Source organism: Borreliella americana (genome assembly GCF_021043605.1).
Lineage (GTDB): Bacteria > Spirochaetota > Spirochaetia > Borreliales > Borreliaceae > Borreliella > Borreliella americana.
The window spans coordinates 21,838-42,005 of the sequence record NZ_JAJNFB010000011.1 but is presented as its reverse complement, the minus strand read 5'-3'; the positions used below and the strand labels follow the sequence as shown (position 1 = coordinate 42,005).

The window sequence follows — 20,168 nt, the reverse complement described above, 5'->3', positions numbered from 1 at the left end:
ATAATCCAAATTCCAATGTTTTAGAAGTTAATAAAATGGAAGATTTTTTTGGGGATATTATAGATTTAAAAGGTTATAAAATTCTTTTAGTTCAGCAGGAAAATTTAAATTTAGATGTTTATTTTGAACAAGTAGTTTTAGCCCAAAATTTTTCAAATCTTAATGCGTATTTGTTTATTATTGGTTTTGATCCTAAAGCTAAAGTCGGAAAGATTCTTTTTAAAACTCAAATAGATATTGATCCAAAAAATTCTTATAACATGTATCTTGAAGATATTACAGGTGATTATGATTTTAATATAGTTGTTCAGGGATTTTTAAAAGATAAATCTGTTTTATATGTTTTTCAAAAATCTGTTTTAAATGATGTATCTTCTTATAAACCTATATTTTTTGACAAAGTTAATGGTACTGTTCTTATCAACAAGTATGCAAGATCTTCGGCTTATGAAGAAAATAGATCAAGAGAAAGCTATCCTATTTCTTTAGAAAAATATGAAAAAGTGGGGGAAGATTTAATAATTAGTAAGATTGAAAAATATGAATATTCTCATGTTCAGGGTAGATATTATCTTTCTTCTGTGAATGAAAAAGTTGGTAAAATCGATAATAATATTTATAAAACTTTAAAAAATTTAAGCAAAGATGAAGTTTATAAATTTTTGCATGGAGTTTGGTATGATGTACATGACTATAATAAAAAGCATGGCAAAGATATTGAGGAAGTTTTATTCTTATCTTTTGAAAAGCAATCAAACGAGATTAATCTTTTTAGAAAAAATTCTCAAGAAGTTGCAAAGATTGAATATATTTCAAAACCTGCTTACAACACTCTTAATGTTAGCGCAAAGTCTCTTTTTTCAGATTTAATAGTTTACAACTTTTGGATAAAAATTGTGGATAAAGAAAACATTGAAGTCAAAATTGACACCAGTACGAATTCTTATGATAATAGTGGATTTGCGGGTGCATTTAAGAGGTTTGATGAGAATGTCTTAAACATTAAAAAAAGAGGCAATGATATTTATTTTATTCCTAATGGAAATTACGTGTATAAAGATAAAATTTATGACTTTTCTTATCCCCATTTAACTTATATTGATGAGAATAAAATTTATCATGGCATTTTTAATATTTTTCCTTTAAAAAATAATTTTGTTCTTGAATATGAGATTGACATGGGTAGTTACAAGCTTGTCGAATCTTTTTTTCTTGAGTATAACGAAAGAGTTGTTCAAAAGCAAAAATTTTCTACAATCATTTTAAATCCTATTAAAATTTTAAAAGATGATGTAAGCTTAGTTAAAGGGCAAAAATTAAAGCTTGAGCGGATAGAAAAAATAGGATAATAGTTTTTATGAAAATATTAAGAAGTATTATAACTTATTTTAATGTGTTATTGTTTTTTTTGATTTTAATTTTTTTTTTATTTCCCTTTTACTTGGTTTATAAAGTTTTCTTACTTGAACGGCATGTTGTTAGACTTAGTTTTATTGTGATGCGAGCTTGCATTAAGATTAGTTTATGGCTTGCTGGAATTAAAATTATTATTACGGGTTCTGAGAATATTCCTAAAAAAAACAATGTAATAATAATGGGAAATCATATTGCGGCTATGGATCCTTTAATTTTTATTTATACTTTTGACTGTCCGTTTGTAATATTGGCAAAACATACGCTGCTTAGGGTTCCTTTTGTGAATATTGTTTTGATTGTTATGGGTGTTATTTTTGTTAATAGAAAGAGTATAAGATCTGCTGCTGCTGCTGAGGTTAAGGCAATAAGGGTTATGAGAGAGGGTAGATCTATTGGAATTTTTCCCGAAGGGACTAGAAATAGAGGGGGGGATACTAAGGTTTTTAAAAAAGGTGCAATTAAGATGGCATTAAAGACAGGAACATCAATTCTTCCTGTTACTCTTTATAATACTAATAACTTTTTTATTAAAAATATTATTTTTAATTCTGGGCTATCTATTTATATTCATGTCCATCCCTTGATAGATGTTTTAAAATTAAATGAATATGAAAAAGAGAATCTCACTAGTATTATTAGAGATCAAATAGTTAAAAAGCTTGAAACTATTAAAATTTAATTTATAAAGCAAGGATTTAGATGAAGACTCAAAATTATGATGAAAGTAAAATAATTACCCTATCTTCTCTTGAGCATATTAGATTAAGATCTGGTATGTATATTGGACGTTTGGGAGATGGCTCTAATATTGATGATGGTATTTATGTTTTAATTAAAGAGATAATAGACAATTCAATTGATGAGTTTATTATGGGTTGCGGAAATGAAATTTTTATAAAAAAAGAAGATAATCTTATTTCTATTAGGGATTATGGAAGAGGAATTCCTCTTGGAAAAGTTATTGAAAGCGTTTCAGTTATTAATACTGGAGCCAAGTATAATGATGATGTTTTTCAATTTTCTGTAGGGCTTAATGGGGTTGGAACTAAAGCAGTTAATGCCTTAAGTTCAAAGTTTTTAGTAAGATCGACAAGAAATGGTAAATCTTTTGAGGCTTTGTTTTCTAAGGGAAAATTATTGGAATCTAGAGAAATAAAATCTTCTGATAAAGATGGTACTTATGTTGAGTTTTTAGCAGATTCAGAAATATTTGGGAAATATTCTTATAGTGAAGATTTTCTCAAAAGAAGATTTTTCCATTATGCTTGTTTGAATAAGGGACTTATAATAAACTATAATGATCAAATTTTTGAATCTAAAAATGGTCTTTTAGATTTTTTGAATTCAGAAATTAAAAGTGATGATTTGCTTTATGATATTGTTTACTATTCTAGTAAAACTTTAGAATTTGCTTTTTCCCATACAAATAATTATGGGGAGACCTATTTTTCATTTGTTAATGGGCAATATACCAATGATGGGGGTACTCATCAGACTGGTTTTAGAGAGGGCTTTGTAAGAGCTATTAACGATTTTCTTAAAAAAACGTATTCCCCAACAGATATTAGGGAGGGGCTTGTTGCAACTCTTTCTGTTAAAATTAAAGATCCAATATTTGAAAGTCAAACTAAGAATAAGCTTGGAAATATTGAGACTAGAGGGAATGTTGCAAAGGAAGTGCAAAAGATAATTTCTGAAATTTTATATAAAGATAAAGTACTTGCAAAATTGATTGAGAAAAAGATAGTTGAGAATGAGCGACTCAGAAAAGAATTAAGTAGTGTAAGAAAAGAGGCAAGAGAGAGAGCAAAAAAAATATCTTTTAAAATCCCTAAACTTAAGGATTGTAAATTTCATTTTAATGACAGCAGCAAGCAGTCAGAACAAACCATGATCTTCTTAACAGAGGGGGATTCTGCAACAGGTTCAATGGTGTCTTGTAGAGATGTTTATACTCAGGCCATATTTTCTCTTAGGGGAAAACCTCAAAATATGTTTGAAAAGAATAAATCTGAAATATACAAAAATGAAGAGCTTTATAACATGATGGTAGCTCTTGGTATTGAAGAATCAATTGAAAATTTAAGATACAATAAGGTTATAATAGCAACCGATGCAGATTTTGATGGATTTCATATTAGGAATTTGTTGTTAACTTTTTTCTTGACTTTTTTTGAGGATTTAATTTTAAATGGGCACATGTATATTTTAGAAACTCCTCTTTTTAGGGTTAGAAACAAAAAAATCACAATCTATTGTTATTCTGAGGAAGAAAAGCAAAAAGCCATTCTTGAGCTTAGGGGAGGATATGAAGTGACAAGGTTTAAGGGTCTTGGGGAAATTTCTCCAAATGAATTTAAAGGTTTTATTGATATTAATAGCATTAAGCTAACAAAGGTGGATCTTTTTAATATTAAAGAGATAAAAGAAAAATTGGGTTTTTATATGGGGCAAAACACTCCTGAGAGGCGAAATTTTATTATGGAGAATTTGATTTAATATGGATATTAGAACTGTACTTAAAGATAATTTTTTGCAATATTCATCTTATGTTATTAAAGATCGTGCTATTGCTAGTGTTGTTGATGGGTTTAAGCCAGTTCAAAGGAGAATTATACACTCTCTTTTCGAAATGCATGATGGCAACTTTCATAAAGTTGCAAATGTTGTTGGTAATACAATGAAATACCATCCCCACGGCGACACATCAATTTATGAGGCTCTTGTTAATATTGCCAACAAGGATCTATTTATTGAAAAGCAGGGCAATTTTGGTAATTTGTTTACAGGCGATCCCGCTTCTGCTTCTAGGTATATTGAATGTAGACTAACCCCTTTGGCTTTTGATGTTCTTTATAGCAAGGAGATAACAAGTTATGAATCTTCTTATGATGGAAGGAATAATGAACCGTTGCTTTATCCTGCCAAAATTCCTGTTATTTTAATTCAAGGAAGTGAGGGGATTGCTGTTGGAATGGCAGCTAAAATATTGCCTCACAATTTTAATGAAATTTTAAATGCAGTAAAGAGTGAGCTTCTTGGAGAAAGTTATGATATTTATCCTGATTTTCCAACAGGAGGAATAGTTGATGTTAATGAATACGCTGATGGTAACGGCAAAGTTTTAGTTAGAGCTAAAATTGATACCATAGATGAAAAAACAATTGTAATAAGGGAATTGCCCTTTGGTGAGACTACTGAGAGCTTGATATCTTCGATCGAGAAAGCAATTAGAAAAAATTATATTAAAGTTTCAAGCATTAATGACTTTACTGCTGAGAATGTGACTATAGAGCTATCTTTACCTCGGGGTGTTTATGCAAGTGAAGTGATTGAAAAGTTGTATCATTATACAAATTGTCAGATATCAATTTCTGTTAATTTATTGTTGCTTAGTGAGAGATATCCTGTTGTTTATACTATTAAAGATCTTATCAAGTTTCATGCTGATCATCTTCAAAAAATTTTAAAAATGGAACTTGAATTGCAGAAAAGCAAGATTCTTGAAAAAATATTTTCTAAAACACTAGAGCAAATTTTTATTGAAAAAAAGATTTATAAACTTCTTGAAACAATTTCTAAAGAAGAAAATATTGTAAGTATAATATTGTCAGAGGTTTCAAGATACAAAGAATCTTTTTCAAGGGAAGTATTAAAAGAAGATGTTGAAAATTTGCTTAAAATTCCAATTAGAAAAATAAGTCTATTTGATATTGATAAGAATTTCAAGGATATTAAAATTTTAAATAAAGAATTAAAGAATATAAATAGTAATATTTCTTCAATAAGAGGATATTCAATAAATTTTATTGATTTATTACTTGCAAAGTATTCTAAAGAGCATCAAAGAAAGACCGAAATTTCTTTAATCAAATCAAAAAATGTAAAAGAAATAGCTACAAAGAATATGAAGGTTTATTTAAACTTGGCAGAAGGTTTTGTAGGGACAAGTCTTTTTGATGGTGAATTTATTGGGAATGCTAGTTATTATGATAAAATATTAGTTTTTAGAGAAAATAGTTATGTTCTTAAAAATATTGAAGACAAGACATTTATAGATAAAAAGAATGTCTGTGCTTTAGTTTATGATATAAATAATTCAAAAGAGCAAATATTTTCAATAATTTATTTTAATAGGCTTGACAATTTTTATTATGTTAAGAGGTTTAAAATAGATAAATTTATTACAGATAAGGTTTATGAATTTTTAGGAGAAAATGATGAATTTGTAGATTTTTCATTGAATCCCGAATTTGTAGAATTTTCAACAAATAAAGATATTGTTAAAAGAATTGAAATTGATAATTTTATGGTCAAATCAAGAAGCTCTATTGGGAAGCGAATTTCAAGTAAAAATTTGAAAAAAGTTAAGTTCAAATAATTTTAAAAACCTTTTTTAAATTTCATTAATATGCTACCATAGTACCAGTTTTAATAAAGGGGTTTTTATGAATAAACTTTTAATTTTTGTTTTGGCAGCCTTTTGTGTTTTTTCTAGCTTTGCTCAAGTTAATGATTCTAAGAGTGGTGCGTTTGGTATGAACGCTGGAGAAAAACTTTTGGTTTATGAAACTAGCAAGCAAGATCCTATTGTGCCATTTTTATTGAACCTTTTCTTAGGGTTTGGAATAGGCTCCTTTGCTCAAGGAGATATTCTTGGAGGTTCTCTTATTCTTGGATTTGATGCGGTTGGTATAGGGCTTATACTTACAGGAGCTTATTTGGATATCAAAGCTCTTGATGGTGGCGCTAAAAAAGCTGATTTTCAATGGACTTGGGGTAAAGGAGTTATGTTAGCAGGTGTGGTTACTATGGCTGTTACAAGATTGACAGAAATTATTCTTCCATTTACATTTGCTAATAGTTATAATAAGAAGCTGAAAAATAGCCTTAATATAGCTTTAGGAGGATTTGAGCCTAGTTTTGATGTTGCGATGAGTCAAGCCAGTGCTCTTGGGTTTGAACTATCTTTCAAAAAAAGCTATTAATTTTATTTATTATAAAAATGAGTGATTGCAATTCTGTATTGTGATTGCTCATTGTCATTAAAAGAGTTTTTACTTGTATTTTATTTCTCTACTAAGATCTTTTTTTATGCTTTTTTGTTTTAGTATTTCTCTTTTATCATACAATTTTTTACCTTTACATATTCCAACTTCTACTTTAATTATTGATTTTTTTAAATAAAAACCAATAGGAATTAAAGTATATCCCTCTTTTTCTTTAAATTTTTTTAGCTTTTGTAATTCTCTTTTTTTGATTAGAAGTTTCCTAGGTCTTAATTCATCATGATTAAAGATATTTCCTTCTTTATATTTTGATACATGCAAGTTTTCAAGCCACAATTCTTCTTTTTTTATGCTTGCAAAGCTATTGTTAAATGATAATTTTTTTGCCTTTATTGATTTTACTTCAGTTCCTTTTAGCACTATTCCACAGCTTATTTTTTCTTCAATAAAGTAGTTAAATTTTGCTTTTTTGTTTTCAAGAAGCAAAGTGTTTGTGTTCAAATTTATTCCTTTGATACAATCAACCTAAAACCAATGTTTGGAGAACTCCAATTTTTTAAAAAAGAGGCTTTAGTTGATGGATTGAGTAAATTATTATTATTTTGATAAGAGTATGTTCTAATTTCTGTTATCAATGAGTAAAAATTTGAATTTTCATTATAAAAATTTTTTTCATTTTTGAATATTGCAATATCATTAAAAGATGAATTTTGCATTAAATTCCAAAATCCAACTTTTTTTGATATTTCATTAATATTTAATGGTTTTTCGTTTGGTTCTTTTTGGTACAGTTCCCATTCTTGTGATATGGGCAGTCTTGCTTTGAATCCTGCGGGAAGTTTTTTAGAGTACCAGTTGGCGTATTCTATTGCTGAGAAATAAGATATTCCTGTGATAGCTTCATTTAAGCCTATTTGATTAAAATTTTTAAGATAATTTTCATCTACAAGTTGTTCTTTAATTAAATTTTCTTTGTTATTTAATGCCCATTTTGGATTTTCTTTTAAAAAATCTTGATACTCATATTTTGTAACATTTTGTTCTTGAATAAGAAATTCTTTTATACTATAGGTAGATCTTAGTGAAATATTTTTTAAATCTAATGAATCTAATTCATAATTTTGAATTTTTTCAATTTTATTTGAATTTATTTTTTTAAATCCAGGTAATTTTATATTGATTTTTTCATTTTTAGAAATTAATTGAATATTTTCATTGTCTAGGCTTTTGGCCAATGTTTTAACCCAAGGTTCATTTTTTGTTAGCATTTTTAAATCTTTATCTAAATTTTCTAAAAACCAAAAGATAGCCCTATTTTCTAAATTAAAATTTGTTTTCAAAGAGTTCCATATTTCTTCTTGATTGCCATTGATTTGGCCTATTGAATATACAATTTTATATGAATTTAGAAAATCTTTAAACATTTCTATTGAATTTAAGTAAGGTATGGAATCTTTTAGAAATTTTTTAATGCATTTGGGATGTTCTTTGAGTTCACTAGATATTAATGAAAAAACAGGAATTAGCTTTGTGTTTTCATTAATATTTTTTATTTTCACCATTATAGAGAGCTCTTTTTGTCTTTGTTTAATGATCTTTTTAGGATCAACCAGTTCTAAATTTATTTGCAAACTGTAGCTTCCAAAAAATTTATTGTTAATTTTTATCTTTTGTTCGTAAGTTTTAAATCCCATCCTCTTTGCTCTAATAATTCCTTCGGTGGCATTTACATATTTGTTAAATGGAGTTTTGCCAATATATTTTTCGTTTAAATATATGTAAGTGTTTGCAATATTAGAATTTATTTTTAAGTATGCTCCTGGATTTTTAAACTTAGGTATGATTATTAAAATTGATACCAAACTTAAAAGCAATATTATTGTTGTAAGAAATACGTAAACCTTGGGCGCTATTCCTAGAATTGGTTTTAATTTAACTTCAAAAAGCTCAATATTTGAATTCTCGTTAACATTTTTCATCTTTTAAAGTATAGAAAAGTATTTAAATAAGTGTCAATATTTTGTATGATTTAATTCTTGAGGGTTAGATATGTATTTAAGAAGTTTGGATAAATTCGCATCTTTTTTGGTACACATTGTTGAGAAATATTTGACATATAGAAAAAGAAAGAAATATTTTTGCAAATTAAGGGCTAAGAAACGAGGTTTTTTGCTTAACTTTTTGTTTGATTTTGTAGCAGCAGCAATTTTTGTGTTGGTAATAAATCAATATTTTGTTCAAGCTTATAAAATACCATCAGGATCAATGGAAAATACTCTTCAAATAGGGGATTTTTTATTTGTAGATAAATTTTCTTACGGTCCCGAGCTTTTACCGGGTTTGTTTAAGATTAATGGTTTTAAAGTCCCAGAAGAATCTGATATTATTATTTTTGAAAATCCGGAGTATAAATCCAAGGGCGTTTTTTTTGATATCTTTCAAAGAATACTTTACATGTTAACACTATCTTTTATTGATCTTGATAGAGATGAATATGGTAATCCTAATGTTAGATTTCTTGTGAAAAGGGGTGCGTTTGCAGATGGTAAAATTGTTAGATTTAATAACGGCAAAGCTTATATTAGAAGAGAAGGCGAAGAAAATTTTATTTTAGAAGATTCTTATTGGGATTTGGTTGATAAAGATTTTAAAATTAAAAAAATTGTGGCAAATGAGGACTATGGAATTTATGGTGATTTTGCTATGTTTGTTGCTCTGAGCCAGTTAAATATAAATTTAAGTAGAACTCCCGATTTTTCCTTTTTTGATGTTAGAATGATTGATAGGTTTGAGTTTGAAAGATTGGAATACAAGTATTTAGCTGCTTTTATGCCTTATGTTGATTATTATATGGAAAAAGCTATAATAAGAGATTGTGGCATTTATGTTCCTGATCGATATATTTTACCAATTGGAGACAATAGAGATAATTCTCATGATGGTCGATTTTTTGGAGTAATTAATAAGAATAAAGTGCTTGGAAGAACCTTGATAATATATCTTCCATTTTCTAGAGTAGGATTTATTTAAAGTGGCCCCATATTTAACTTTCGAACAAAGGCTTTTAAGGAAAAAACAAAGAAAAGTTTTTTTAAAATATGTTTTAACATTTTTAATTTTAAATTTTTTTTTTACAAAGTTTGCTTTGCAAATTTTTATGATTAGAAGTAATGAGATGTTGCCAACAATAACAAAAAATGCTAGTTTGTTTTTTGTAGCAACACATATAACTTCTTTTTTTATTCCTTTGAAAATGAATGATATTGTTCTTTATGAGGATTTTAGGTTACGTAATAATTTTTTGTTAACTTTAATAAAAGATTTCTTTTTTTTAAATAAAATCTTTAAAAGAGCAAGCTATAAAATATCAAGAATAGCGGCTGTTCAAGGCGATTCTGTTTATGTTAGGGGTTTGAATGTACTGGTAAATAAAAAGGATACAAATTTTTTTTATTTGAATGGTAATTTGGTTAGCTATTACAAATTGAATAATTTTTTTAATACAGACGAAGTGATTAAATGTTTTACTTTGAAAAAAAATGAATTTTTTTTATTAAATGACAATTTAAGTGTTTTAAATGATTCTAGAATATTTGGACCTATTAATAAAAATGCTATTGTTTCTTTTTTGGCTCTTAAGGTAGTGGACTATAAGATTGTTAAGTAAAATTTTTGTTGATGCTGATTCTTGTAATTTTAAGATAATAAAATTTTTACAAAAGTTTATATTGTACAATAAATCAAAGCTTATTGTAGTTTCTAATAAGTTTTTAAGTTTGGAAAAAACAGAAAATGTTGCTTTAGAGGTGGTAGACAATGTTGATTCATTTATTTTGAATTTAGCAGATAGACGTAGTCTTGTGATTACTCGAGATATTTTTTTTGCCAAACTCCTTTTAGATCTTGGGATTAAAGTTATGAATGATGAAGGCCAAATTTTTGATATAAATAATATAAATTATTTATATTTCAGATCTAAGATTAATTTCAATTTGAAAATTAAGATTAAAAAATATTATGATGGAGATTTTAATAAATCTAGATATGAAAAATTTATAACGAATTTTTATTCTTTATTCTTTAGTTAATTTTCTGTTTTCCAACTTCCACAAACCTTTACCCTGAGTTAATATGTAAATTGTGTTGTTTGATACAGGAATAATATCATTAAGACCTGTTTTGCTTAGCTGAGATCCGTTATAAGCTCCAGGTTCTACGGATTTTGAGGGCGCTTGTAAAGCAAAAATCCCTTCTTTATTTTTTGTAAATTCTGCAAATCCATTATTACTTCCGATTAATATTGCATCATTAAATTCTCTTGCAAAGTAGCTGCTAAATTTGCCTACTTCGTTTTGAATAAATATTGGTGTTGTGTAATTATTTGCACTTGAGTACACTTTAAATTTTGTATCTAAATTATTATAACCACCAGTTATTACTAAAATTTCAGAAGAACCCCTAATGCTTGTTTTAATGATAGGCATTATTTCTTTGGCTTGTTGATAGTCTATGCTTGTGTATGTATTGTTATTTATTTGCCATATTTTAAGTGAATTTCCTATAATTAAGTTGTCTTCATTTGATATTTGATAAAATTTGTCATTTTCAGTAGCTTGTGATGGCGTTTTGTCAGCTCCTTGTAGATCAAAAATTTTTTCATGATTATTTTTGTCTATAGCTAAAATATATGCGTTTTTTACGCCATTTCTTCCCACGGATTTTAAAAATTTATATGCTTTTAGTGGTTTTTTGAATTTCAATGTCCAATCTTTTCCATTTAGCTCGCAAACTTCTAGTTCTTCTTGTTTGTTTTGCGCCAAAAGATAGGTTTTTCCAGATATATTTACAATGTCGTTTATAAATTCATAAGAATTGCTCAAATCAATTTTTTCAATCTTGCCGTTTTCTTTTTTAAATAAATGCATGGCTGCAATGTATAGGGTTTCTCCTACTAGAGAAATTCCTCTTGGACTTGAACTGCCCAAAATATTGTATTCATGTTTTATTTTTTGCAGATTTCCTAATTGGGAAAATATGGATTCGCTTGAGCATGCTAGTAGTAAAAATATTAATAGGTTTAAAATTATTTTTTTTTTAAAATAGTTTTCATATTTTTGTTTCATTTTTATCCTACAATTTATTTACATTTACTGTAACTGATAATGATACAAGTGCAAAATGTGCCATTTTGGCAGAATTCCCAAATTCAAACATCATCCACCAAGATGCTGTTGCCCCAAAAGCCCATTTATAGTTAAAGTTCCATAAAATTCCAGATCCAAAAGAGATTGTAGGGAGCGCATCAAAAGTTCTTAAATTTGTAATATTATTATTTCTATCTCCATATGTATTAAGAGAAAACCCTATATTTGTGAAGACTGGAATTTGAAATAATTCTCCTATATCAAATATATAATTTATTGAAAATGTAATAGGCACACTATAAAAAATTTTACCTACACTTGAATCTGGATTTAATATGTTAAAAGAATGGTTGATATCAAAGTTAAACATATATCTTAGTTCAAGTCCAATTGCTAAATTGTTTAAAATATGGTATTGGTATTTTATTGCCCCAATACCTCCTGGATATAAATTGGTAGGATAGGCTTTTGATAAGTCGTTGTAAAAAATAGGAATTCCAACACTTAAATCTATACCCAAAGTGGAGTTTGTATGCCTATCAATATTGACTGCAGCTGTGATTTTTTTTGTATTTACACCAATTAGCAAGATTGTAATTAGCGTTATAAAAAGATGCTTTCTCATTATTCTCCATTCTTTTAAAATTATTATCCTTGTTTATTATAGTTGAAAATAAATTTAATTACAATTTGAAATTTGGTCGTTTGGCTTTTCTTATATTAACAATCTAAGTATAATATTAAGGTAATATTGTTAGGTTTAAGGGGCATATTTTGAATACTGTGTTTAATGGGAAAGATTTTGCGAATAAGTATTATTTAATGCTCAAAGAATTCTTAAAGCAGCATGGCTTGATAGATAAAATTTCATTAAAAGTTATTTTGGCAAATGATGATCCTGCAAGCAAGCTTTATGTTTCAATTAAAAGTCGAGTTGCAAAAGAGATTGGCTTGAATGTTGAAGTAATTAAATTTTCTACAAACTCTGTTCAAAGCGATATTTTAAAAGTAATTGATAGAGAAAATAAAAATTTAAGTACAGATGGAATTATTGTTCAATTACCCCTTTTGAAAGGCATGGATTTAAATTCTATTTTAAATGGTATAGTTTATTCAAAAGATGTTGATGGCTTATCTTTTGTTAATTTAGGAAAAATGATTTTGGGCGATAAAAAAGGATTTATTCCTTGTACAGCTCTTGCTGTATTAAAGATTTTGCGAGATGAAGGAATAAAAACATTGGGAAAAACTGTTGTTGTGGTTGGTAGAAGTCCTCTTGTAGGAAGGCCCATTGCAATATTACTCTCATCAAAACCTTATGATGCAACTGTTATTACTTGTCACAGCAAGAGCATTTATTTAGATGTTTATTTGAGACAGGCAGATATTGTTATTTCTGCTGTTGGTAAGCCTAGGTTAATAGATAAAAGCATGTTGAGCGGAAAGCCTTATGTTATTGATATTGGTATTTCTGAAATTGAGACTGATAACGGAAAAATTCTTTCAGGCGATACAGATTTTGATAATATTAAAGAGTGTGTTAAATTTATTACTCCTGTTAAGGGGGGAATAGGTCCTGTTACGGTTCTTATGTTAATGTTTAATACAATTAAGGCTCATTTGATTAATAATAAGATGTTTGACATTTTAGATCGGTTAGAAAAATTGGTGGAGGTGTAAATGTCTGGACACAGTAAATGGTCAACAATAAAGAGGAAAAAAGGTGCTCTTGATGCAAAGCGTAATAAAATTTTTACAAAGCTAATAAGAGAAATAACTATTGCAGCTAAAATAGGAGGTGGGGATATTGAATCTAATCCGAGACTAAGGGTAGCTGTTAATAAGGCTAAGGTTGCCAATATGCCAAAAGATAATATTGAAAAGGCAATAAAAAAGGGTGTTGGCAGTAATGAAGGGGTTGAATATTTTGAAATAACTTATGAAGCTTATGCTCTTTACGGGGTAGCTTTAATGATTAAGTGCTTAACAGACAATAAAAACAGAACCTTTAGCGATGTAAAAAGTGTTCTTGCAAAAGGTGGAGGATCCCTTGGTACTCCAGGGTCAGTCTCATATATGTTTTACAGAAAGGGTCTTATTGTTTACAGTTTAGAAAAATATCTTGAGGATGAAATAATGGAATTTGCATTAGAAGTTGGTGCTGAAGATATTTTAGTTTCAAATAATGAGGCAGAAGTTATAACAAGTTCTGAAGATTTTGACAAAGTTTTATCTTTTTTAAAAACTAAATTTAAAGAAGAGGTGGCAGAGATAGCTTTAATTCCTGAAAATAAAATTTCTTTAAACAAAGAGCAAGCAGAAAAAATAATTCTTCTTGTTGAAAAGCTTGAAGATTTTGATGATGTTCAGGAGGTAATTCATAATTTGGAAATTCCAGAAGAATTAAGTTGATTTTATTTAAATCTTTTCGTAATAAACTCTGTATATTTTATTTCCAAAATCATCTGTAAAAAGAATTGAACCATCATAATATGTGATTATATCAACAGGGCGTCCAAATTTAGAGTTGTTGTGCTTTAAAAACCCATATAAAAAAGTCTTATATTTTTTTGCTGTTCTGGTTTTAGAATCGATGTCCAGTGTTGTTATTTTGTAGCCAACAGGAGAAGATCTGTTCCATGAGCCGTGTTCTGCTATGAATAATTTATTTATATATTCTTTTGGAAAGTTATTTCCTCGGTAAAAGTGTATTCCAAGTGGAGCGACATGTGCGGGAAGTTCGTAAATAGATGGGCTAAACTTAGTGTTTTTGGGTGCTTTGTTATAAAAACCGTAATTTTTTTGATTTTTCCCAAACACATAGGGAAATCCAAAATGTTCTTTATATTTGTTTATTACGTTTATTTCATCTGGGGGAATGTCGTCTCCTAATCCGTCTTGGCCATTTTCGCTAAAATATATTTCATTGCTAATTGGATGAAAATCAAACCCAACTGAGTTTCTCACTCCAAAAGCCACTATTTCTTCTTTTTTTGTTTTTAAATCGATGCTAAGGATTATTGCTTCTTTTTTTGGAGGAATTTTAACATTGTGTTGGGATCCTATGTTTACCATTAATTTGTTATTTTTAGGATCCACTTTAATGTAGCGTCCTGAGTGCATTTTGGTATTATTTTTTGGTAAAAGTGTAAAAATTTGCATTTTCCATGTATATTCTTTATTTGATTTTATGCTTTTATTAATTTCTTCTTTTACATTTTCAACTACATATATTTTATCGACAGAAGATATATAGAGTTTATTATTCCAATAAGCAATACCAATGGGTTTTTGTAGGGTTTTTGCTATGGTATAAATTTTTTTGTTTTTTGTTACAAGGTATGCAAAAGTGCTCCCAGATCCTATGAATATGTTTCCTTCTTGATCGCTTGTGATTCCTCTAGGTTTTTCAATTGTATTGTTTAAAAAAAATTCGACTTTAAATCCATTGGGAACTTTTAGTGTGCTTGTTGTTTCTTCTGCTTTCATAGTTATAGATGAGATTAAGAAAATAGTTGTAAGTAATTGAAAATAGCTATTTAAAAATTGATTTTTCATTTAGTGTCCTTTTTATACTTAAGGCTTTTGTTTTAAATTGTTGGATGTTTCTGTGTAATATAATTTATAATTTAATTATATGATAAATAAGATTCATGGTAAAGTTATAGAAAAAAAAGAATCTAGTTTAGTTTTACTGACTACTGTTTTTGAATTTGAACTTTCAGTTAGTGCATTTTGCCTTGATAATTTTAATTTGTCAGACAAAGTTGAATTATTTACTTATCTTTATACGAGAGAAAATGAGTTAAAACTTTTTGGATTTTTAAATTCAGATGAAAGGGAGATCTTTAAAGGGCTTATTGGAGTAAGCGGAATAGGCCCAAGAGCCGCTTTAAGAGTGTTATCCAATATAAGGTATAATGAGTTTAAGGAGGCTATTGATAGAGAGGATGTTGAACTTGTTTCTAAAATCAAAGGCATTGGCAAAAAAATGGCTGGTAAAATGTTTTTACATCTTCAAGGCAAGCTTTTGATTAATAGTGAGCTTGAATCTACCAGTCTTTTTAGATTTAAAGAATTAGAAGAATCAATTGTTAGTATGGGATTTGATAGAAAAATTGTTAATAGCAAGATTAGAGAGGCTTTCAATTTAGCTGAATTTTCAAATTTAAAAGATTCTGAAAAGGAGCAGTTTTTATTTAAGGAGGTTTTAAAAAGAATTTCGAATTAATTGTTAGTTTTTTGTGGTTATAAAATAGGTTTTAAGGGGTGTGTTTATGAAAGACGAAAATAGTAGTATAAGCTTTTTAAGCTCTAATGAAAATTATTTATATGATAAGAGTGAAAATGAGCTTAGGCCTAAAGTTTTTGAAGATTTTAAAGGTCAGGTTAATGTTAAAGAAACCCTTAGCATTTTTATAAGAGCTTCTAAAGAGAGAGATGAAGCCCTAGATCATGTGTTTTTAAGTGGCCCACCGGGTCTTGGGAAAACTACTCTTGCAAGTATCATTGCCTTTGAGATGAATGCTTCGATTAAGATTACTTCAGCGCCAGCTTTTGACAAACCCAAAGATATTATTGGTATTTTAACAGGTCTTGATGAGAAGAGTGTTTTATTTATTGATGAAATACATAGGCTCAGGCCAATAATAGAAGAAATGCTTTGTATTGCCATGGAAGATTATGAGCTGGATTGGGTAATAGGGCAAGGAGCTAATGCAAGAACCGTTCGAATGCCACTTCCAAAATTCACATTGATTGGAGCTACTACTAAACCGGGAAAAGTAACATCTCCACTTTATGCGAGATTTGGAATTACTGCAAGATTTGAACTTTACAGCGAAATAGAGCTTGTTGAGATAATAAAGAGAAATTCTGTTATTTTAAATATTGAAATAGAAGAGGATGCTGCTTTTCTTCTTGCAAGAAGTTCAAGAGGGACTCCTCGAATAGCAAATAGATTGCTAAGACGAATAAGAGATATTGCTCAAGTAACTGGAAGTTTGGTTATTACAAGTGATATTGTTTCAATTGGGCTTGAAATGCTTAGAATTGATGGAGAAGGCCTTGATGAGCAAGATAGAAATATTTTAAGAAGTTTAATATTGAAATTTAATGGAGGACCTGTAGGTGTTGATACTTTAGCTATTTCTGTAGGGGAAACGGCAGATTCTCTTGAAGACTTTTATGAGCCTTATTTAATTATGAAGGGATTTATCAGTAGAACTCACAGAGGTCGTAAAGCTACTGAGTTTGCGTATCTTCACTTAAACTTAGAGATGAAAGAGGATGGTATTAATGAGAACCAAAGAGTTTCATTTTAATTTGCCCTATTCTTTAATAGCTCAATATCCAAGTGAAAAAAGAGGATCTTCAAGGCTAATGGTACTAGATCCTAAATTGCAAAAAATTTACCATGAAGATTCTGTAAACAATATTTTAAAATATATAAATAGTGATACTTTTATTATTTTTAATAATTCAAAAGTTAGAAAATCAAGAATGTATGCAGAATCAGAGATGGGCAGTAATATTGAATTTTTAATTTTAGATAGAATTGACACTAATGTGTTTACTGCGCTTATTTCTAAGTCTAAAAAGCAAATTGTTGGCAATCTTTACAAATTTCCTGAAGGAATAATAGGTGAAATTTTGTCAAAAAATAGTAGTGAGATTGTTTTAAAATTTGATGTTGATATTGGAGAAGATTATTTTGAAAAACATGGCTTTGTTCCCATACCTCCTTACATTAAAAGAGATTATGAGAAAATAGATGAAGATCGGTATCAAACTGTTTATTCTAAATATATTGGCTCTGCAGCTTCTGCGACTGCAGGGTTGCACTTCAGCAGAGATTTGTTTTCTATTTTTGAAAAGAACAATATTGAATATGATTTTATTACTCTTCATGTGGGGCTTGGTACTTTTCTTCCCGTAAGATCAAAAAAAGTTGAAGAACACAATATGCATTTTGAAACTTTTTTAATAAAAGATTGTGTGGCTAATAGATTGGAGAATGCAAAATTTCTTGGTAAAAAAATTTTATCAATTGGTACTACAACTCTTAGGGCTTTAGAGTCATCTTATGATAATAAACTTAAGAAGTTTAAAACAGGTCAGCAAAGTACAAATCTTTTTATTTATCCTGGCAAGAACTATTGTTTCAAGTTTGTTGACATGCTTTTTACAAATTTCCACACACCACAATCTACTCTTTTGATGTTGGTCGCTTCATTTGCAGGCAAAGATTTTGTGTTTAGTTCTTATGAAGAAGCTATAAATACAGGTTATAAATTTTTTTCTTATGGTGATGCTATGTTAGTTTTAAATCATATATAGATATTAGTTGTGAATTATTTTAATATTTAAGTTATGATAGGGCTTAATTTAAATCATTAGGAGGAAAATGTATGAATACTTCTCTTTTTAAACAAGAAAGGCAAAAGTATGTTCCTAAATTGCCAAATATTTTAAAAGAAGATTTTAATAATATTAGTTTAGTTTATGGAGAAAAGACCGAAGCAATTCAAGATAGACAGGCGTTAAAAGAATTTTTTAAGAATACTTATGGGTTGCCAATTGTAAGTTTTACCGAGAGAAAGTCCAGTTTGTCTTTTTCAAAAGCTTTAAATATTGGAATTATTCTTTCTGGGGGGCCTGCTCCTGGGGGGCATAATGTTATATCTGGCGTTTTTGATGCAATAAAAAAATTTAATCCAAATTCAAAGATTTTTGGGTTTAAAGGGGGGCCTTTAGGCCTTTTGGAAAATGACAAAATTGAACTTACTGAAAGTTTAGTAAATTCTTATAGAAATACCGGGGGGTTTGATATTGTATCTTCTGGAAGAACAAAAATAGAAACGGAAGAACATTATAAGAAAGTCTTATTTGTTGCCAAAGAAAACAATCTTAATGCAATTATTATTATTGGTGGTGATGATTCAAATACCAATGCTGCTATTCTTGCTGAGTATTTCAAAAAGAAAGGAGAGAATATTCAAGTTATTGGAGTTCCAAAGACAATTGATGCTGATCTTAAGAATTATCATGTTGAAATTTCATTTGGGTTTGATTCTGCTACAAAAATTTATTCCGAGATGATAGGTAATTTATGTAGAGATGCCATGTCAACTAAAAAACATTGGCATTTTGTCAAACTTATGGGTAGGAGTGCATCTCATGTTGCTTTAGAATGTGCTTTAAAAACTCATCCAAACATTTGCATTGTGTCTGAGGAGGTTTTGGCTAAAAAGAAGACTTTGTCTGAAATTGTTGATGAAATGGTGTTTGTTATTTTAAAGAGATCTTTAAATGGAGATAATTTTGGAATAGTTGTAGTTCCTGAAGGGCTTATTGAGTTTATTCCAGAAGTTAAGTCTTTAATGGTTGAATTATGTGATATTTTTGATAAAAATGAAGGTGAGTTTAAGGGGCTTAATATTGAAGGAATGAAAGAAGTTTTTGTTGCCAAGCTTAGTGATTATATGAAGGGAGTTTATTTGTCTTTGCCTTTGTTTATTCAATTTGAACTTGTGAATTCAATTTTGGAAAGAGATCCTCATGGGAATTTTAATGTTTCAAGAGTTCCTACTGAAAAATTGTTTATTGAAATGGTTCAATCAAGATTAAATGAGTTGAAAAAAAGGGGAGAATATAAGGGGAGTTTTACTCCAGTTGATCATTTCTTTGGCTATGAAGGTAGAAGTGCTTTTCCTTCTAATTTTGATAGTGATTATTGTTATAGTTTGGGATATAATGCTGTTGTTCTTATTTTAAATGGCCTTACAGGCTATATGTCTTGTATAAAAAATTTAAATTTGAAACCAACACACTGGATTGCAGGAGGAGTGCCTCTAACAATGTTGATGAACATGGAAGAAAGGTATGGAGAGAAAAAGCCTGTTATAAAAAAAACTCTAGTTGATTTAGAAGGAAGGCCATTTAAAGAGTTTGTTAAAAATCGTGATAAGTGGGCTTTGAATAATTTATATTTATGTCCAGGTCCTGTGCAGTATTTTGGTTCTTCTGAGATTGTTGATGAAATAACTGAGACTTTAAAGTTAGAATCAGTAAAGTAGAAAGTTTATGCTTATTAGAAGCTTGTTGTTATTCTTTAGTGTTTTGAATGTTTATTCAAATTCACTTGATTATTTCAAGCCCAATTTTAATTATTTAAAGTTAAGTATTGCTAAGAGTTTGCCATTGCAAGATAAATTAACTTCCAGTGGCAATTTTATTTCTCATCAAAAAAATAATAATATGTCTGTTGCTGATAATGACGATTCTTTTCTTTATAAAAATATTCAAGAGAATAAAGCTTTAAATCTTGAGAATGATCTTGAGTCAAAATCAGCAAAAGATTTGTTTAGGTTTTCAGCTATTAGTATTGGGTCTTTTCCAATAGTTTTATTTTTAAGTTTGTTTTTTTTTGATGTGAGCTATTATTTTTATAGCGGAATGAATTCAAATTACGCTCCATATCCTTTTTCAAATGGTCCTAGTTTTTCAAAAGATGAGATTTATAAAAAATTTATTGTATCCGCTTCTATTAGTGCAATAGTTGCACTAACTATTGCTTTGATTGATTATTTTCTTTAAT

General features: G+C 28.6%; 20 protein-coding genes. 15 read left to right on the top strand and 5 right to left on the bottom strand.

Translation table 11 applies throughout. The features are described 5' to 3' along the window. From LRB30_RS04045 to LRB30_RS04025, 5 genes are all read left to right on the top strand, one after another. Positions 1 to 1,349: pallilysin-related adhesin (locus LRB30_RS04045; protein WP_231019706.1), on the top strand; the 1,349-nt coding region annotated here is incomplete at its 5' end. 8 nt (positions 1,350 to 1,357) lie between these two features. After that, entirely contained in the window at positions 1,358 to 2,095 is a 738-nt protein-coding gene (locus LRB30_RS04040; RefSeq protein ID WP_231014589.1) for a 1-acyl-sn-glycerol-3-phosphate acyltransferase, read from the top strand. A 20-nt stretch (positions 2,096 to 2,115) separates the two neighbouring features. Then, entirely contained in the window at positions 2,116 to 3,915 is a 1,800-nt protein-coding gene (locus LRB30_RS04035) for a DNA topoisomerase IV subunit B (RefSeq protein ID WP_231014588.1), read from the top strand. Between the two features lies 1 nt (position 3,916). Continuing rightward, complete coding sequence (locus LRB30_RS04030) at positions 3,917 to 5,797, top strand: DNA topoisomerase IV subunit A (RefSeq protein ID WP_231019696.1); 1,881 nt, start codon at positions 3,917 to 3,919, stop codon at positions 5,795 to 5,797. 67 nt (positions 5,798 to 5,864) lie between these two features. After that, positions 5,865 to 6,404 (top strand): P13 family porin, encoded by a 540-nt coding sequence (locus LRB30_RS04025; protein WP_231014586.1) that lies wholly within the window; start codon positions 5,865 to 5,867, stop codon positions 6,402 to 6,404. A 69-nt stretch (positions 6,405 to 6,473) separates the two neighbouring features. Here the strand turns inward: LRB30_RS04025 and smpB are convergent, their stop codons facing one another. Next, the gene (gene smpB, locus LRB30_RS04020) at positions 6,474 to 6,926 is read right to left on the bottom strand and encodes an SsrA-binding protein SmpB (RefSeq protein WP_231019685.1); all 453 of its coding nucleotides are present in this window, start codon (positions 6,924 to 6,926) and stop codon (positions 6,474 to 6,476) included. A gap of 2 nt (positions 6,927 to 6,928) precedes the next feature. Beyond that, positions 6,929 to 8,404, bottom strand: coding sequence for an SUMF1/EgtB/PvdO family nonheme iron enzyme (locus LRB30_RS04015; protein WP_231013915.1), 1,476 nt, complete (start codon positions 8,402 to 8,404; stop codon positions 6,929 to 6,931). 70 nt (positions 8,405 to 8,474) lie between these two features. On the opposite strand from LRB30_RS04015, the gene LRB30_RS04010 reads away from it, so the two are divergent. The 3 genes from LRB30_RS04010 to LRB30_RS04000 are packed head-to-tail and all read left to right on the top strand — an operon-like array spanning position 8,475 to position 10,513. Then, positions 8,475 to 9,455, top strand: coding sequence for a S26 family signal peptidase (locus LRB30_RS04010; protein ID WP_231013916.1), 981 nt, complete (start codon positions 8,475 to 8,477; stop codon positions 9,453 to 9,455). Position 9,456: 1 nt separating this feature from the next. After that, positions 9,457 to 10,092 carry a signal peptidase I gene (gene lepB, locus LRB30_RS04005; protein ID WP_231013917.1) on the top strand — a complete coding sequence of 212 codons (636 nt, stop codon included), beginning with the start codon at positions 9,457 to 9,459 and terminating at the stop codon, positions 10,090 to 10,092. Continuing rightward, the gene (locus LRB30_RS04000; RefSeq protein ID WP_231013918.1) at positions 10,082 to 10,513 is read left to right on the top strand and encodes a DUF188 domain-containing protein; all 432 of its coding nucleotides are present in this window, start codon (positions 10,082 to 10,084) and stop codon (positions 10,511 to 10,513) included. The genes lepB and LRB30_RS04000 overlap by 11 nt, the downstream gene beginning before the upstream one ends. On the opposite strand, the gene bamB is transcribed toward LRB30_RS04000, so the two are convergent. Both bamB and LRB30_RS03990 read right to left on the bottom strand, forming a co-directional pair. Continuing rightward, entirely contained in the window at positions 10,499 to 11,548 is a 1,050-nt protein-coding gene (gene bamB / locus LRB30_RS03995) for an outer membrane protein assembly factor BamB (protein WP_231013920.1), read from the bottom strand. The two genes, LRB30_RS04000 and bamB, sit on opposite strands and share 15 nt — an antisense overlap. 7 nt (positions 11,549 to 11,555) lie before the next feature. Beyond that, positions 11,556 to 12,194, bottom strand: a complete 639-nt coding sequence (locus LRB30_RS03990) for a BB0027 family outer member beta-barrel protein (RefSeq protein ID WP_231019673.1) — start codon at positions 12,192 to 12,194, stop codon at positions 11,556 to 11,558. 149 nt (positions 12,195 to 12,343) lie between these two features. Between LRB30_RS03990 and LRB30_RS03985 the strand changes: the two genes are divergently transcribed. Together LRB30_RS03985 and LRB30_RS03980 are read left to right on the top strand one after the other, a co-directional pair. Beyond that, the gene (locus LRB30_RS03985) at positions 12,344 to 13,249 is read left to right on the top strand and encodes a bifunctional 5,10-methylenetetrahydrofolate dehydrogenase/5,10-methenyltetrahydrofolate cyclohydrolase (RefSeq protein WP_231013923.1); all 906 of its coding nucleotides are present in this window, start codon (positions 12,344 to 12,346) and stop codon (positions 13,247 to 13,249) included. Continuing rightward, positions 13,250 to 13,981: a YebC/PmpR family DNA-binding transcriptional regulator gene (locus tag LRB30_RS03980; RefSeq protein WP_231013924.1), complete on the top strand. Its 732-nt coding sequence runs from the start codon at positions 13,250 to 13,252 to the stop codon at positions 13,979 to 13,981. A gap of 6 nt (positions 13,982 to 13,987) precedes the next feature. On the opposite strand, the gene LRB30_RS03975 is transcribed toward LRB30_RS03980, so the two are convergent. Beyond that, complete coding sequence (locus LRB30_RS03975) at positions 13,988 to 15,127, bottom strand: PQQ-dependent sugar dehydrogenase (protein ID WP_231013925.1); 1,140 nt, start codon at positions 15,125 to 15,127, stop codon at positions 13,988 to 13,990. A 79-nt stretch (positions 15,128 to 15,206) separates the two neighbouring features. On the opposite strand from LRB30_RS03975, the gene ruvA reads away from it, so the two are divergent. From ruvA to LRB30_RS03950, 5 genes are all read left to right on the top strand, one after another. After that, complete coding sequence (gene ruvA, locus LRB30_RS03970; protein ID WP_231013926.1) at positions 15,207 to 15,800, top strand: Holliday junction branch migration protein RuvA; 594 nt, start codon at positions 15,207 to 15,209, stop codon at positions 15,798 to 15,800. Positions 15,801 to 15,846: 46 nt separating this feature from the next. Continuing rightward, positions 15,847 to 16,893: a Holliday junction branch migration DNA helicase RuvB gene (gene ruvB, locus LRB30_RS03965; RefSeq protein ID WP_231013927.1), complete on the top strand. Its 1,047-nt coding sequence runs from the start codon at positions 15,847 to 15,849 to the stop codon at positions 16,891 to 16,893. Beyond that, positions 16,868 to 17,908, top strand: coding sequence for a tRNA preQ1(34) S-adenosylmethionine ribosyltransferase-isomerase QueA (gene queA, locus LRB30_RS03960; RefSeq protein WP_231013928.1), 1,041 nt, complete (start codon positions 16,868 to 16,870; stop codon positions 17,906 to 17,908). The genes ruvB and queA overlap by 26 nt, the downstream gene beginning before the upstream one ends. 71 nt (positions 17,909 to 17,979) lie before the next feature. Then, positions 17,980 to 19,647 carry a diphosphate--fructose-6-phosphate 1-phosphotransferase gene (locus LRB30_RS03955; protein WP_231013929.1) on the top strand — a complete coding sequence of 556 codons (1,668 nt, stop codon included), beginning with the start codon at positions 17,980 to 17,982 and terminating at the stop codon, positions 19,645 to 19,647. 7 nt (positions 19,648 to 19,654) lie between these two features. Further along, on the top strand, positions 19,655 to 20,167 hold the full coding sequence (locus tag LRB30_RS03950) for a hypothetical protein (RefSeq protein ID WP_231013930.1): 513 nt from the start codon (positions 19,655 to 19,657) through the stop codon (positions 20,165 to 20,167). The last annotated feature ends 1 nt before the right edge of the window (position 20,168 follow it).